The organism is Streptomyces cinnamoneus, from assembly GCF_002939475.1.
Taxonomy (GTDB): domain Bacteria; phylum Actinomycetota; class Actinomycetes; order Streptomycetales; family Streptomycetaceae; genus Streptomyces; species Streptomyces cinnamoneus_A.
Map to the genome: position 1 here is coordinate 3,086,367 of NZ_PKFQ01000001.1, position 14,130 is coordinate 3,100,496.

The 14,130-nt window shown below is 70.5% G+C and carries 15 protein-coding genes; 2 read left to right on the plus strand and 13 right to left on the minus strand.

Annotated features, from left to right (window positions below; all coding sequences use genetic code 11):
* Positions 1 to 214: 214 nt before the first annotated feature.
* Entirely contained in the window at positions 215 to 1,834 is a 1,620-nt protein-coding gene (locus tag CYQ11_RS13220; RefSeq protein WP_099199436.1) for an ABC-F family ATP-binding cassette domain-containing protein, read from the minus strand.
* Between the two features lie 54 nt (positions 1,835 to 1,888).
* Between CYQ11_RS13220 and CYQ11_RS13225 the strand changes: the two genes are divergently transcribed.
* Positions 1,889 to 2,917: a hypothetical protein gene (locus CYQ11_RS13225; RefSeq protein WP_240003415.1), complete on the plus strand. Its 1,029-nt coding sequence runs from the start codon at positions 1,889 to 1,891 to the stop codon at positions 2,915 to 2,917.
* A 12-nt stretch (positions 2,918 to 2,929) separates the two neighbouring features.
* Here the strand turns inward: CYQ11_RS13225 and CYQ11_RS13230 are convergent, their stop codons facing one another.
* Positions 2,930 to 3,778 (minus strand): hypothetical protein, encoded by an 849-nt coding sequence (locus tag CYQ11_RS13230; RefSeq protein ID WP_146104685.1) that lies wholly within the window; start codon positions 3,776 to 3,778, stop codon positions 2,930 to 2,932.
* Positions 3,779 to 4,023: 245 nt separating this feature from the next.
* Here CYQ11_RS13230 and CYQ11_RS13235 point away from each other — a divergent pair, with 245 nt between their 5' ends.
* The gene (locus CYQ11_RS13235) at positions 4,024 to 6,171 is read left to right on the plus strand and encodes a glycosyltransferase family 4 protein (protein ID WP_099199434.1); all 2,148 of its coding nucleotides are present in this window, start codon (positions 4,024 to 4,026) and stop codon (positions 6,169 to 6,171) included.
* A 39-nt stretch (positions 6,172 to 6,210) separates the two neighbouring features.
* Here CYQ11_RS13235 and truA read toward each other — a convergent pair whose 3' ends face one another.
* The 11 genes from truA to rplO all read right to left on the minus strand — a co-directional run bounded on the left by truA (position 6,211) and on the right by rplO (position 14,129).
* A complete protein-coding gene (gene truA / locus CYQ11_RS13240) occupies positions 6,211 to 7,068 on the minus strand; it encodes a tRNA pseudouridine(38-40) synthase TruA (RefSeq protein WP_099199433.1) in 858 nt (285 codons plus the stop codon).
* A 79-nt stretch (positions 7,069 to 7,147) separates the two neighbouring features.
* Positions 7,148 to 7,612 carry a 50S ribosomal protein L17 gene (gene rplQ / locus CYQ11_RS13245; RefSeq protein ID WP_030368392.1) on the minus strand — a complete coding sequence of 155 codons (465 nt, stop codon included), beginning with the start codon at positions 7,610 to 7,612 and terminating at the stop codon, positions 7,148 to 7,150.
* Between the two features lie 144 nt (positions 7,613 to 7,756).
* Positions 7,757 to 8,779: a DNA-directed RNA polymerase subunit alpha gene (locus CYQ11_RS13250; protein WP_004946635.1), complete on the minus strand. Its 1,023-nt coding sequence runs from the start codon at positions 8,777 to 8,779 to the stop codon at positions 7,757 to 7,759.
* Between the two features lie 133 nt (positions 8,780 to 8,912).
* Positions 8,913 to 9,317, minus strand: coding sequence for a 30S ribosomal protein S11 (gene rpsK, locus CYQ11_RS13255; protein ID WP_003948617.1), 405 nt, complete (start codon positions 9,315 to 9,317; stop codon positions 8,913 to 8,915).
* Between the two features lie 68 nt (positions 9,318 to 9,385).
* On the minus strand, positions 9,386 to 9,766 hold the full coding sequence (gene rpsM, locus CYQ11_RS13260) for a 30S ribosomal protein S13 (protein ID WP_099199432.1): 381 nt from the start codon (positions 9,764 to 9,766) through the stop codon (positions 9,386 to 9,388).
* 192 nt (positions 9,767 to 9,958) lie between these two features.
* Positions 9,959 to 10,072: a 50S ribosomal protein L36 gene (gene rpmJ, locus CYQ11_RS13265; RefSeq protein ID WP_003956441.1), complete on the minus strand. Its 114-nt coding sequence runs from the start codon at positions 10,070 to 10,072 to the stop codon at positions 9,959 to 9,961.
* Between the two features lie 60 nt (positions 10,073 to 10,132).
* Positions 10,133 to 10,354 (minus strand): translation initiation factor IF-1, encoded by a 222-nt coding sequence (gene infA / locus CYQ11_RS13270; protein ID WP_003956442.1) that lies wholly within the window; start codon positions 10,352 to 10,354, stop codon positions 10,133 to 10,135.
* Positions 10,355 to 10,520: 166 nt separating this feature from the next.
* Positions 10,521 to 11,357, minus strand: a complete 837-nt coding sequence (gene map / locus CYQ11_RS13275; protein ID WP_099199431.1) for a type I methionyl aminopeptidase — start codon at positions 11,355 to 11,357, stop codon at positions 10,521 to 10,523.
* Positions 11,358 to 11,474: 117 nt separating this feature from the next.
* Entirely contained in the window at positions 11,475 to 12,134 is a 660-nt protein-coding gene (locus tag CYQ11_RS13280; RefSeq protein WP_099199430.1) for an adenylate kinase, read from the minus strand.
* Positions 12,134 to 13,447, minus strand: a complete 1,314-nt coding sequence (gene secY / locus CYQ11_RS13285) for a preprotein translocase subunit SecY (RefSeq protein ID WP_099199429.1) — start codon at positions 13,445 to 13,447, stop codon at positions 12,134 to 12,136. The genes CYQ11_RS13280 and secY overlap by 1 nt, the downstream gene beginning before the upstream one ends.
* 226 nt (positions 13,448 to 13,673) lie before the next feature.
* On the minus strand, positions 13,674 to 14,129 hold the full coding sequence (gene rplO, locus CYQ11_RS13290) for a 50S ribosomal protein L15 (RefSeq protein WP_099199428.1): 456 nt from the start codon (positions 14,127 to 14,129) through the stop codon (positions 13,674 to 13,676).
* Position 14,130 lies beyond the last annotated feature (1 nt).

The following is a 14,130-nucleotide window of genomic DNA, read 5'->3' on the forward strand; positions in this document are numbered from 1 at the left end:
CGCTGGCCATCGGCCCGGTGGACAAGCGTAAGGGCCCCTCGCGTGAGAACGACCAAGCCAATACGCATAACGAACTCGTAGAGTACCGGGAGCCCACCGGTGGGGTCAAAACACATGGTCCCACCGGTCGCGGGACGCGGCCAGCGCCCGGCCGGCCGCCCCGCGCGGCCCGGGCCGTGCCCCGGGGCCGCACTGATCCACACGGCGCGCCGCCCTACCGCTTCCGCGCCACGCGCCCCTCGTCCCACACCGGCTCCGGCACCTCCCGCACCCGGCCGTCCGCGCCGAAGACCAGGAAGCGGTCGAAGGACCGGGCGAACCACCGGTCGTGCGTGACCGCCAGCACGGTCCCCTCGTACGCCTCCAGGCCCTCCTGGAGCGCCTCCGCGCTCTCCAGGTCCAGGTTGTCCGTCGGCTCGTCCAGCAGCAGGGCCGTGGTCCCCGCCAGCTCCAGGAGCAGGATCTGGAAGCGCGCCTGCTGGCCGCCCGACAGCTTCTCGAAGGGCTGGTCGCCCTGGCGCTCCAGCTCGTAGCGGCGCAGCGCCGACATCGCGCCCCCGCGGTCCTTGGCGTGCTCCGTCCACAGGATGTCGACGAGGGTGCGGCCCATCAGCTCCGGGTGGGCGTGCGTCTGCGCGAAGTGACCGGGCACGACGCGGGCGCCCAGCTTCCACCCGCCGGTGTGCGCGACGTCCTCTCCGGCGAGGAGGCGCAGGAAGTGGGACTTCCCCGAGCCGTTGCTGCCGAGCACCGCGACCCGCTCCCCGTAGAAGACCTCCAGGTCGAACGGGTTCATCAGGCCGGTCAGCTCCAGTTGCGCGCAGGTCACGGCGCGCACGCCCGTGCGCCCGCCGCGCAGCCGCATGCGGATGTCCTGCTCGCGCGGCGGCTCCGGCGGCGGGCCGGCCTCCTCGAACTTCCGCAGCCGGGTCTGGGCGGCGGCGTAGCGGGAGGCCATCTCGTGGCTGACGGCCGCCGCCTGCCGGAGCGTGATCACCAGCTTCTTCAGCTGGGCGTGCTTCTCGTCCCAGCGGCGGCGCAGCTCCTCGAAGCGGGCGAAGCGCTCCTTGCGGGCCTCGTGGTACGTGCCGAAGCCGCCGCCGTGCACCCAGACGTCGCTGCCCGCGGGCCCCGGTTCGACGCTGATGATCTTCTCGGCGGCGCGGGCCAGCAGCTCCCGGTCGTGGGAGACGAAGAGCACCGTCTTCTTCGTCTCGCGCAGCCGCTCCTCCAGCCAGCGCTTGCCGGGGACGTCCAGGTAGTTGTCCGGCTCGTCCAGGAGCAGCACCTCGTCCGTGCCGCGCAGCAGCGACTCCAGGACGAGCCGCTTCTGCTCACCGCCGGAGAGGGTGCGCACCTGGCGCCACTGGGCCTTCTCGTACGGGACGCCGAGCGCGGCCATGGTGCACATGTCCCAGGTGGTCTCGGCCTCGTAGCCCCGGGCCTCGGCCCAGTCGGCCAGCGCCTGGGCGTAGGCCATCTGCGCGGCCTCGTCGTCCACGGTCATGATCGCGTTCTCGGCGGCGTCGACGGCCTTCGCGGCCGCGCGGACACGGGGCTGGGCCACGGAGACCAGCAGGTCGCGGACCGTGCGCTCGTCCCGCACGGAACCCACGAACTGCGGCATGACGCCCAGCCCGCCGGAGACGGTGACCGAGCCGCCGTGCGGCTGGAGCTCGCCGGAGATCAGCCGCATCAGCGTGGTCTTGCCCGCGCCGTTGGCCCCCACGAGGGCGACCGAGGCGCCCTCTCCCACCCGGAACGACACGTCGCCGAGCAAGGGCCTCCCGTCCGGAAGGTCGTACTCCAGATGTGCCGCTTCCACATGTCCCATACGGCGATTCTCCCGGGTGCCGGGGCAGCGACCAAGCGGTTTACCATGCACGCCATGAGCTTTGGGCAGGGTGGGCCGCAGGGGGCCCCGGGGGATTCTCAGGCGTCCGCACCCCAGGGGGCGCCGCCTCCGGGGACGCCGGCGCGCCCCGGCCCGCCCCCGGCCGCGGCCGGCACGCCCGCGCCCTGGCCCCAGGCCCCGGTCCTGCCGCAGCCCCAGCCCGCCTTCGCCCCGCCGCAACCGCAGACCGCGCAGACCCCGGACTGGGCGGCCCTCGCCGACGACAGCGCCGCCCGCGACCGCCGCCGCAAGTGGCTGCTGATAGGCGGCGGCGTGCTCGCCACCGGCGCGGTCGCCGCGATCGTGGCCACCGCCGTGATCAAGACCGGCAAGGGCGACAAGACCCTGCCCGCCGCGGAGAAGCTCCCCAGCGCCTCGCCGAGCGCCCCCGAGCCGTCGTTCTCCCAGGTCGCGCCGCCGCCCCCGCCCAACCCGCGGGAGTTCATAGCCAGCGCGGACAAGGACAAGGCGCCGCTCACCACGAAGACGCTCTTCCCCCACTCCAAGCCGTCCCTGGACAAGCGCAGCTACGACCGCGCCGCCACCGACACCACCAGCGACTGCGCGAGCGTCGGCCAGGGCGGCCTCGGCCAGGTCCTGGCCCGCAACGACTGCCGCAAGGTCCTGCGCGCCACCTACGTACGGGACGGGGTCGCCGTCACCGTCGGCGTGGCCGTCTTCGACACCAAGGCCAAGGCCGACCAGGTGAAGGAGCAGGCCACGGGCAACATCGCCGCCCTGACCGAGGGCGAGGCGCCCACCTTCTGCCAGGCCACCTCGTGCCGGCTGACCGCCAACGCCGAGGGCCGCTACGCGTACTTCACCGTGGCCGGCTACACCAACGGCTCCGCGGTCCCCTCCGACGACGCCAAGGCGCTCCAGGCCGGCCGCGACGTGGCGGGCTACACCTTCCGCCGGATCATGGCCCGCGCCAACGAGCAGGCGTCCGCGGCGGCGGCACCGCCCAAGTCCTCGTCCCAGCCGTCCGCCAAGGCCTCGGCCTCCTCCCAGGCGAAGGCGTAGGCACGGCGTGGGTCACTCCTCACCCTCGTCGTCCTCGTCCTCCCCTGCCTCGCCGCCCTCCGCGGACCAGGGCTCGGCGCCCGGCCTGCTCGGCGGGGCCGTGGGCGGCCGTTCCGCCCGCTCCAGGCCCTCGACCTTCGCCACCTGCGCCGCCACCAGCGACCCGGGGATCTCCACGCGGTCCGGATCGGCCAGGTTGGTCACGAAGAACATCGAGAGGGTGTCGCCGGTCCGCACCACCGTGACCAGGCTCGGCGCCTCCTCGGCCGCGTTCACCAGCCCGTACGCCACCGCCTCGTCACCCAGTGCGGGCGCCGGCAGGACGCGTACGGCCTCGAACTCCTGGGGCTGGCCCTCGCCGGTCGTCATGCGGAAGCCGTCCGCGCACTCCTCCGCGGCCCCGCGCAGCTCCCGCAGCGTGGTCCGGGCGCCGTCGTCGTCGTACCTGGACACCCGGATCGTGCCCATGAGGCCGTCGAAGTCCTGGTCGCGGGCGGCCCGGGCGAAGGTGTCGACCACCGACGCCACCGGCTCGGGCTGCGGCTGGGAGCCCAGCGCCACCACCAGCGGCCGGCACGGCTCCCGGTCCGTCTCCGGCAGCCCGCCGCCCGCCGTGCCCGGCGACGCCTTCTCGACCAGGAAGCCGGGCACCTCCTGCGCGCCCAGCTCCACGTGTCTGAGCTGGTTGCCGGTGAGCACCTTCACCGCCTGGCGCTCGTCCTTACCCTCACCGGCCCGGCCGCCCGCGCCGGCGGAGCCCGCCTCGGCGGCCCCGTCCGGCCCCGTGCCGGAGCCGATGCCGCACCCGGCCGTGAGACCCAGCACCGCGATCGCGGCGACACCCGTCGACAACGCCCTCACGATTCCCGCCTTCCAGCGCCCGCCGAGCGGCCCTCCAGGGACCACCCGGCCTTCTTGCGACGTGACCCACGCCACAATGTAGGCTGCGCAGGCAACCGAAATCCCTCCCAACGGTCTTAACCGGCGGATCGGACCTCAAGACAACCAAGCACACGGGCCGGTCCCCAACGGGACGACCCGGGACATCACCCAGGCCAGGGGGAAGGACGGACGCGGCGCATCCGGCGTGCCGCGCACACACCGCCATGAAGATCTCTTTCCTTTTGCAGAACGCCTACGGCATCGGCGGCACGATCCGCTCCACGTTCAACGTCGCCAGCGCGCTCGCCGCCCGGCACGACGTGGAGATCGTGTCCACCATCAGGAGCGGTGAGCGCCCCAAACTCCCCCTGAGCCCCAAGGTCAAGCTGGTCAACCTCATCGACCGGCGCGCCGAGAAGGGCGCCGACCGGGACCACGCCCTGCTCGAACAGGACAGCCGGTACATCCCGCCGGTCGAGGCCAAGGGCGCCCACTTCAGCGCCCTCACCGACCAGCGGGTCGCCGAACACCTCGCCCGCACGGACGCCGACGTCGTCGTCGCCACCCGGCCGGGCCTCGTGATGTACCTCGCCGAGTTCGGCCAGGACCGCTATCTGCGGATCGGCCAGGAGCACCGGATCTACGGCACCCACGAGCCGACCATCCGCGCCTACCAGGACACCGCCATCCCGCGCCTGGACGCGCACACCACCGTCTCCGAGGCGGACGCGAAGACCCACCGGGAGCAGTTCCCCGAGGCCAAGACGAAGATCGTCTGCCTGCCCAACGGCTGCCCCCCGTCGGAGGTCGAGCCCTCCGACGGCACCGCCAAGCTCGTCGTCGCCGCCGGCCGGCTCATCCCCGTCAAGCGGTACGACCTCCTCGTCTCCGCCTGGGCCACCGTCACCGCCGCCCGCCCGGACTGGAAGCTGCGCATCTACGGCCGCGGCCCCGAGCTGGCCAAGCTGCGCGCCCAGATCGACCGCCTGGGCCTGAACGACACCCTCACGCTCATGGGCGCCCACTCCCCCATCGAGACCGAGTGGGCCAAGGGCTCCATCGCCGCCGTGACCTCCCGCGAGGAGTCCTTCGGCATGACGATCGTCGAGGCCATGGGCTGCGGCGTGCCCGTCGTCGCCACCGACTGCCCGCACGGCCCCGGCGAGATCATCACCGACGGCGAGGACGGCCTCCTCGTCCCCGTCGGCGACAGCGACGCCATCGCCAAGGGCCTGCTCAAGCTGATCGAGGACGACGAGCTGCGCCGCACCATGGGTGCCGCGGCCCGCGAGTCCGCCCAGCGCTACGCCCCCGAGCGCATCGCCGACGCCTACCTGGAGCTGATCGACAGTCTCGGCGGCCCCCGGGTCGCCCCCGGCGACACCGGCGCCCAGGCCACGGCGAAGGCCCCCGCCAAGGCGACGGTCAAGCCCGCCGCCAAGGCCGAGCGGTCGCCGCTGGCCACGCTGCTGCGCCGCACCGCGGGCAAGATCGTCCGCCCGCTGCGCCGCCGCGCCGCCGCCCCGGCCAAGCCGGCGGCCGAGAAGGCGCCGGCCAAGCCCGTCCTCAAGCCGCTGCGTCCCGTGGCCTCCTGCCGCGTCGACGCCCACGGCGACATCCACGTCCTCGTCCAGCGCAAGGGCCTCAGCGGCGAGAACCTCTCCCTCACCGTCACCCGCCGCAAGGAGGGCAAGCCGGTCGCCGTGCCGCTCACGCCCCCCGCCGACGGCAAGGGCCCCTGGACGGCCGTGCTCAAGCGGAGCGAGCTGCGGCTGGCCGAGGGCCGCTGGGACCTGCACGTGGTGCGCCCGGCCGACAAGGCCCGCCGCCGCGTCGTCTCCCACCTCGCGGAGGGCCGCGGCCTGGTCGACCTCCAGCCGCTGCCCGGCGCGCCCTTCACCTGGTGGGTGCCCTACCCGACCGTCGACGGCTTCCTGGCGCTGCGCGCCTGGTACCGCGACGCCCACGCCGAGGCCCGCTCCATCAAGGCCGACGACGAGGCGTTCACGGTCGAAGGCACCCTGCACGGCACGGAGTTCACGGACGGCCGCAAGGCCGTCCTGTCCGGCACGCCGCGCGGCGACAACGCCTCCGAGGTGTCGGTGGACGTCGAGGTCGTGGACGCCACGACCTTCCGCTTCACCGTCCCCTACGAGCGGCTGCACGCGGCGCGGCGCGGTGCGGACAGCGCCACCTGGGACCTGTCCCTGCGAACCGCCCCCGGCGGCGAGCCGGTGCGCGTCGCCCGGCTCACCGGCGACATCGTCGACCGCAACAAGACGGACGTCCACCCGACCGTGGGCGGGGTCCGGCCGTACTTCACGGTGAACAGCGACCTGGCGGTCAACGTCCCGGCGGACGAGACCGCCTGACGGGGAGTCCGGGGGCGCGAGCCCCCGGAACCCTCCCTCTCAGCAGCAGCCCCCCGCACCGGGCAGCGTCCGCTTGTTGCGCGCCGCCAGGTTGCGGGCCGCCAGCTCGGAGTCGGCCGGGTAGCCGACCTCCTCCAGCGTCAGCCCGTGCGGCCGCACCACGTGCACCGCGGAGTCCCGCACGCCGGCGGCCAGCACCTGGCCGGGCCACTCCACCGGCCGGTGGCCGTCGCCGACGAACAGCATCGCGCCCACCAGCGAGCGCACCATGTTGTGGCAGAACGCGTCCGCCCGCACGGTCGCCGTGATCACACCGGAGGCGTCGCGCTCCCAGCTCAGCCGCTGGAGCGTACGGATGGTCGTCGCACCCTCCCGCCGCTTGCAGTACGCGGCGAAGTCGTGCTCGCCGACCAGCGCACGGGACGCCTCGTTCATGGCGTCCACGTCCAACGGCCAGTCGTGCCACAGGACATGACCGCGCAGCAGCGGGTCCACGCCGGCCGGGTGGTCGACGACCCGGTAGGCGTACCGCCGCCAGATCGCGGAGAAGCGCGCGTTGAAACCGGCCGGCGCCTCGGCGACCTTCCACACCCGGACGTCGTGCGACAGCCGGCCGGCGAGCCGGCGCAGCAGCTTGTCCTCGTGCTCGGCCCAGACCTCCGCCGGCAGGTCGACGTGGGCGACCTGGCCGCGCGCGTGCACGCCGGCGTCCGTACGGCCCGCGACCGTCAGCTCATAGGTCCGCTTCGACCGGGTCACGGTCCGGATCGCGGCCTCGATCTCGCCCTGGACCGTGCGCTGCCCCTCGCGCTGCTTGGCCCAGCCGGAGAAGTCCTTGCCGTCGTACGACAGGTCCAGCCGCACCCGCACGTACCCGGGCTCAACCTCGTCACTCACCCAGAGTTTCCTCTCGAAAATGCGGGACGGGCCCGCCCCCGGAAAGGGGCGGGCCCGTCACTGACACGCATCAGCGGTGTCAGGCGTCCTTCGACTCCTCGGCCGGAGCCTCGGCGGCGGCCTCGGACTCCTTGACCGCACGCTTGGTGGCGGCCTCGGCCTCGGCGACGGTCGCCTTCTTGGCGATCTCACCCTCGACCAGCTCGATCACAGCCATCGGGGCGTTGTCGCCACGACGGTTGCCGATCTTGGTGATGCGGGTGTAGCCACCCGGACGCTCGGCGAAGCGCGGCGCGATCTCGGTGAAGAGCACGTGCACGATGCCCTTGTCCGTGATCGTCTGCAGCACCTGGCGACGGTTGTGGATGTCGCCCTTCTTCGCCTTGGTGATCAGGCGCTCGGCGACCGGACGCAGGCGGCGGGCCTTGGCCTCGGTCGTCGTGATGCGGCCGTGCTCGAAGAGCGACTTGGCGAGGTTCGCCAGCATCAGCTTCTCGTGCGCGGCACCGCCGCCCAGACGGGCACCCTTGGTGGGACGCGGCATGGTGTTTCTCCTAGGTGTCTGCCCCGGCCGTATCAGGTACCGGAGTCAGTATCCGAGCGGGCGGTCGCCCGTCGGAGACCCCGCGCCCCGAGGGGCGCGGGGAACTGCGCGGCCGGCCACAGCGGGCCGGCCACCGAAGACCGATCAGTACTGCTCGGTCTCCACGAAACCCGCGTCCGCGTCGTCGTCGGCGCCGAAGGCGTCGGCGGCAGCGGTCGGGTCGAATCCGGGCGGGCTGTCCTTGAGGGCCAGGCCCATGCCGGCCAGCTTCGCCTTGACCTCGTCGATCGACTTCGCACCGAAGTTGCGGATGTCGAGCAGGTCGGCCTCGGAGCGGGCGACGAGCTCACCCACGGAGTGGATGCCCTCGCGCTTGAGGCAGTTGTACGACCGAACGGTGAGCTCGAGCTCCTCGATCGGCAGCGCCAGGTCGGCGGCAAGGGCGGCGTCCGTCGGGGACGGGCCCATGTCGATGCCCTCGGCGTCGATGTTGAGCTCGCGGGCCAGACCGAACAGCTCGACCAGGGTCTTGCCAGCGGACGCCATGGCGTCGCGCGGGCGCATGGCCTGCTTGGTCTCGACGTCGACGATCAGCTTGTCGAAGTCGGTGCGCTGCTCGACACGGGTCGCCTCGACCTTGTAGGTGACCTTGAGGACCGGCGAGTAGATGGAGTCGACCGGGATACGGCCGATCTCCTGGCCCACCTGCTTGTTCTGGACGGCGGAGACGTAGCCGCGACCGCGCTCGACGGTCAGCTCCATCTCCAGCTTGCCCTTGGCGTTCAGGGTCGCCAGGACCAGGTCGGGGTTGTGCACCTCGACGCCGGCCGGCGGGGCGATGTCGGCGGCGGTGACCAGACCCGGACCCTGCTTGCGCAGGTACATCACGACCGGCTCGTCGTGCTCCGAGGAGACGACCAGCTGCTTGATGTTCAGGATGAGGTCGGTGACGTCCTCCTTGACGCCCGGCACGGTGGTGAACTCGTGCAGGACACCGTCGATGCGGATGGACGTGACAGCCGCACCCGGGATCGAGGAGAGGAGCGTACGACGCAGGGAGTTGCCGAGGGTGTAGCCGAAGCCCGGCTCCAGCGGCTCGATCACGAACCGGGAGCGGAACTCGTCGACGACCTCTTCGGTCAGCGAGGGACGCTGAGCGATCAGCATGCGATGAATCCTTCAGTCATGGGCGCCCGCTATTTGACGCCCTCTGTGTACTGCAAGGGTACGGGCGGCACGGCTCCCGCGAAGGGATCCGTACCGCCCGGACACTCGGAGCTACCGCGGGAAGCGGCCTGCGTCAGACGCGGCGGCGCTTCGGCGGACGGCAGCCGTTGTGCGGGGTGGGGGTGACGTCCTGGATGGAGCCAACCTCGAGGCCGGTCGCCTGGAGCGAGCGGATGGCGGTCTCACGACCGGAACCCGGGCCCTTGACGAAGACGTCGACCTTGCGCATGCCGTGCTCCTGGGCGCGACGGGCAGCCGACTCGGCGGCCATCTGCGCGGCGAACGGCGTGGACTTGCGCGAGCCCTTGAAGCCGACGTGGCCGGCGGAGGCCCAGGAGATCACGTTGCCGGTCGGGTCCGTGATGGACACGATCGTGTTGTTGAACGTGCTCTTGATGTGCGCGTGGCCGTGAGCGACGTTCTTCTTTTCCTTGCGGCGCACCTTCTTGGCAGCGCCCTGACGTCCCTTGGGGGGCATGTCTTACTCCCGTGGAGTGGAGGTGGTCGGTCCTACAGCGAAGACCGCTATAGCGAGTCCGCTGAGGACTACTTCTTGCCCGGCTTCTTCTTGCCGGCGATGGCGCGACGCGGGCCCTTGCGGGTACGGGCGTTCGTGCTGGTGCGCTGGCCGTGGACGGGCAGGCCACGACGGTGGCGCAGACCCTGGTAGCAGCCGATCTCGACCTTGCGGCGGATGTCGGCCTGGATCTCGCGACGCAGGTCACCCTCGGTCTTGAGGTTGGCGTCCACGTGCTCGCGGATCTTGACCAGGTCCTCCTCGGACAGGTCACGAACGCGGGTGTTCGGGTTCACACCAGTGGCGGCGAGGGTCGCCTTCGACTGGGTGCGGCCGATGCCGAAGACGTAGGTGAGTGCGACCTCCACGCGCTTGTCGCGCGGGATGTCAACACCGGAAACGCGTGCCATTCAATGGCTCCAGTTGATTCTCGGGGGTCTTCCGCAGTGCCGCTCCCGACCGCCGGCTCTCCTGGGAGAGCGGTACGTCCGGGTCCCCGGCCCCCGCCGGAGGTGTCGCCGGCCTGGCCGGCCGGACGGGCGCTGCGTATGTACGTATTGCTCGCGTCGCGCGAAGAACTGCGAGGTGCAGGTCGGTGTGCGTCAGCCCTGGCGCTGCTTGTGGCGCAGGTTGTCGCAGATGACCATGACCCGGCCGTGGCGGCGGATCACCTTGCACTTGTCGCAGATCTTCTTGACGCTCGGCTTGACCTTCATGGGATGTGAGGTTCTCCGGGTCAGTGCCATCACCCCACGGGAGCGGGGCAGGGGCAAGATCTACTTGTAGCGGTAGACGATCCGTCCGCGCGTCAGGTCGTACGGAGAAAGCTCCACCACGACCCGGTCATCCGGGAGGATGCGGATGTAGTGCATACGCATCTTGCCGCTGATGTGCGCGAGGACCTTGTGACCGTTCTGGAGCTCCACCTTGAACATCGCGTTCGGCAGAGACTCGATCACGGTGCCCTCGATCTCGATGGCACCTTGCTTCTTGGCCACGCTTCGCCCTTCGAATCGGCTACCTTGATCGACTTCACATGATCCGATCGCCCGTTTGGAGCACGGGCATGCGGATACACGAGAGCCGACGCATCAGTCTACGTCAGGGCAACCGGAAAGACTAATCCAGGTCTCGTGCCCCGCCGTAAAGATCCTTACTCCGGCGTCAGGCCAGCGGATCCGGAGCGGCCGTGACGCCGTACTCCGCGAGCTTCGCCCGGCCGCCGTCCACGGCCGTCAGGACCAGGGGGCCCTCTTCCGTCAGGGCGACGGAGTGCTCCCAGTGGGAGGACCAGGACTTGTCGTCCGTCAGGACGGTCCAGTCGTCCTCCAGGACGTGGGTGCGCGCCGTACCGAGGCTGACCATGGGCTCGATCGCCAGGCAGAGGCCGGGGACCAGCTTGGGGCCCTTGCCGCGCTTGCGCGAGACGTAGTTCAGCAGGTGGGGGTCCATGTGCATCTCGGTGCCGATGCCGTGGCCGCCGTAGTCCTCGATGATCCCGTACCGGCCGGAGGCGGGGCGGGGCTGGCGGCGGATGTAGCCCTCGATGGCCCGGGAGATGTCGACCAGGCGGGCGCCCTTCTTCATCGCCGCGATGCCGGCCCACAGGGACTCCTCGGTCACCCTGGACAGCTCGACCAGCTCCGGAGCGTGACCGGTGCCCACGAAGGCCGTGAAGGCCGCGTCGCCGTGCCAGCCGTCGACGATCGCACCCGCGTCGATGGAGATGATGTCGCCGTCCTTGAGGACCGTCTTCGTGTCCGGGATGCCGTGGACGACGACCTCGTTCACCGAGGTGCAGATCGTGGCGGGGAAGCCGCCGTAGCCGAGGAAGTTCGACTTGGCGCCGTGCTCGGCCAGCACCTTCCGGGCGACCTCGTCCAGGTCCTTGGTGGTGGCGCCGGGGACGGCGGCCTCCCTGGTGGCCGCGTGGATGGCGGCGACGACCAGCCCCGCCTCGCGCATCTTCGCGATCTGCTCCGGGGTCTTGATCTCGACCATGAAGGGGCCTTCCTCGCTGTTCCTCGGTCTGGCTGTCAGGGGCGCCCGTGGGCGCGTAGGACAAACACTACGGCCGCGGTGCCCCCGAAGGGGCACCGCGGCCGTGTGAGTGCTGCGTCAGGCGTCTTCGCGGGAGGGCAGGGCCCCCATCGCCCGCTGCGTCACCTCGGCGACCTTGCCGAGGGCCGAGATCGTCACCACGAGGCCCTGGGCCTTGTAGTAGTCGATGATCGGCTCGGTCTCGCTGTGGTAGACCTCCAGCCGCTTGCGGACGGTCTCCTCGCTGTCGTCCTCGCGCTGGTACAGCTCACCGCCGCAGACGTCGCAGACGCCCTCCGCGGCCGGCGGGTTGTAGATCACGTGGAAGATGTGGCTGCTGTCCTTGCGGCACATCCGGCGACCGGCGATCCGCTTGACGACCTCGTCCTCCGGGACCTCCAGGTCCAGGACGGCGTCCAGCCCCAGGCCGTCGGCCTTGAGGATCTCGTCCAGCGCCTCGGCCTGGGCCAGGTTGCGCGGGAAGCCGTCCAGCAGGAAGCCGTGCGCGGCGTCCGCCTGCTGCATGCGGTCCTTGGCCATCCCGATGGTGACCTCGTCCGGCACGAGCTGGCCGGCGCGCATGTACTCCTGGGCCTTCTGGCCCAGCGGCGTGCCCTGGCTGATGTTCGCCCGGAAGAGGTCGCCCGTCGAGATGTGCGGGATCGCGAGGTTCTTGGCGAGGTACGCGGCCTGCGTACCCTTGCCGGCGCCGGGCGGCCCGACGAGGACGATTCGCATCAGCGGAGGAACCCTTCGTAGTTGCGCTGCTGAAGCTGGCTCTCGATCTGCTTCACAGTCTCCAGACCGACACCCACGATGATCAGGATGCTGGTTCCCCCGAACGGGAAGTTCTGGTTTGCGTTGAGTGTGACCAGTGCCACCGTGGGCACCAGCGCGATCAGACCCAGATAGAGCGAACCCGGCCACGTGATGCGGTTCAGCACGTAGCTCAGGTACTCGGCCGTGGGTCGGCCGGCCCGGATGCCCGGAATGAATCCACCATACTTCTTCATATTGTCGGCAACTTCTTCGGGGTTGAAGGAGATGGCGACGTAGAAGAAGGCGAAGAACACGATCAGCAGGAAGTACGTGACCATGTAGATCGGGTGGTCACCCTTGACCAGGTTGGACTGGACCCAGTTCGCCCAGCCCGCCTTGGAGCCCGTGAACTGCACGAGCAGGGCGGGAATGTAGAGCAGCGACGAGGCGAAGATGACCGGAATCACACCGGCCTGGTTCACCTTGAGCGGGATGTAGGTCGACGTGCCGCCGTAGGACCGGCGGCCGATCATGCGCTTCGCGTACTGCACGGGAATGCGGCGCTGGGCCTGCTCGACGAAGACCACCAGCGCGACCATCGCCAGGCCGCAGAGGATCACGAGGCCGAACTCCAGCCAGCCACCCATCAGCTTGCCCTGAAGCTTGATCGCCCACAGGGCGCCCGGGAAGCCGGCCGCGATGGAGGTGAACATCAGGATCGACATGCCGTTGCCGATGCCGCGGTCGGTGATCAGCTCGCCGAGCCACATGATCAGCGAGGTGCCCGCGGTCATGGTGATGACCATGACGACAGTGGTGAAGATCGACTGGTTCGGCACGATCTGGTTGCCGACGGAGCAGCCGCCGAAGAGCGCACCGCTGCGCGCGGTGGCCACGAGGCCGGTGCCCTGGAGCACGGCGAGGGCGACGGTCAGATAGCGCGTGTACTGCGTGATCTTGGCCTGGCCGGACTGGCCCTCCTTCTTGAGGGCTTCGAGCCGCGGGATGACGACGGTGAGCAGCTGCAGGATGATGCTTGCCGTGATGTACGGCATGATCCCGAGCGCGAAGATCGTGATCTGCAGCAGCGCACCACCGCTGAACATGTTCACGAGGCCGAAAAGGCCCTGCCCACTCTTCGACTGGTCCATGCACGTCTGGACATTGCGGTAGTCGACTCCTGGGACGGGTACGTGCGCCCCGAGCCGGAAGAGCACCATGATGCCCAGCGTGAACAGCAGCTTCTTGCGCAGGTCGGGCGTCTTGAACGCCCGGGCGAACGCGGTGAGCACGGTGCCTCCTGCGCCCCTCACGTGGCTGCGTGAGAGGTGACGGTCTTGAGGTTCGACGAATGAGTACGGGTCAAGACCGCACGGCCACCGGCCGCGCGGCCAGGGGGCGGGAACCCCCATAGGTACAGCAACAGTGCACGCCACCTTACCGGCGACCGTGCCCCCCTTGGAACGACCAACCGGGGATGCCCCAGTTGGGACATCCCCGGTTGTCAGATCAACGACCTCAGATGAGCTCGGTGACGGTACCGCCGGCGGCGGTGATCTTCTCCTGGGCGGAGCCGGAGACGGCGTCGACCGTCACCTGCAGCGCCACGGAGATCTCGCCCTGGCCCAGGACCTTGACGAGCTCGTTCTTGCGAACGGCGCCCTTGGCGACCAGGTCGGCCACCGTGACCTCGCCACCCTGCGGGTAGAGCGCGGCCAGCTTGTCCAGGTTCACGACCTGGAACTGCTTGTGGGCGGGGTTCTTGAAGCCCTTGAGCTTCGGGAGACGCATGTGGAGGGGCATCTGCCCACCCTCGAAGCGCTCCGGAACCTGGTAACGGGCCTTGGTGCCCTTGGTACCACGACCTGCGGTCTTACCCTTGGACGCCTCACCACGACCGACACGGGTCTTGGCGGTCTTGGCGCCCGGGGCAGGACGGAGGTTGTGGACCTTCAGCGGGTTCTGCTCCGCCATG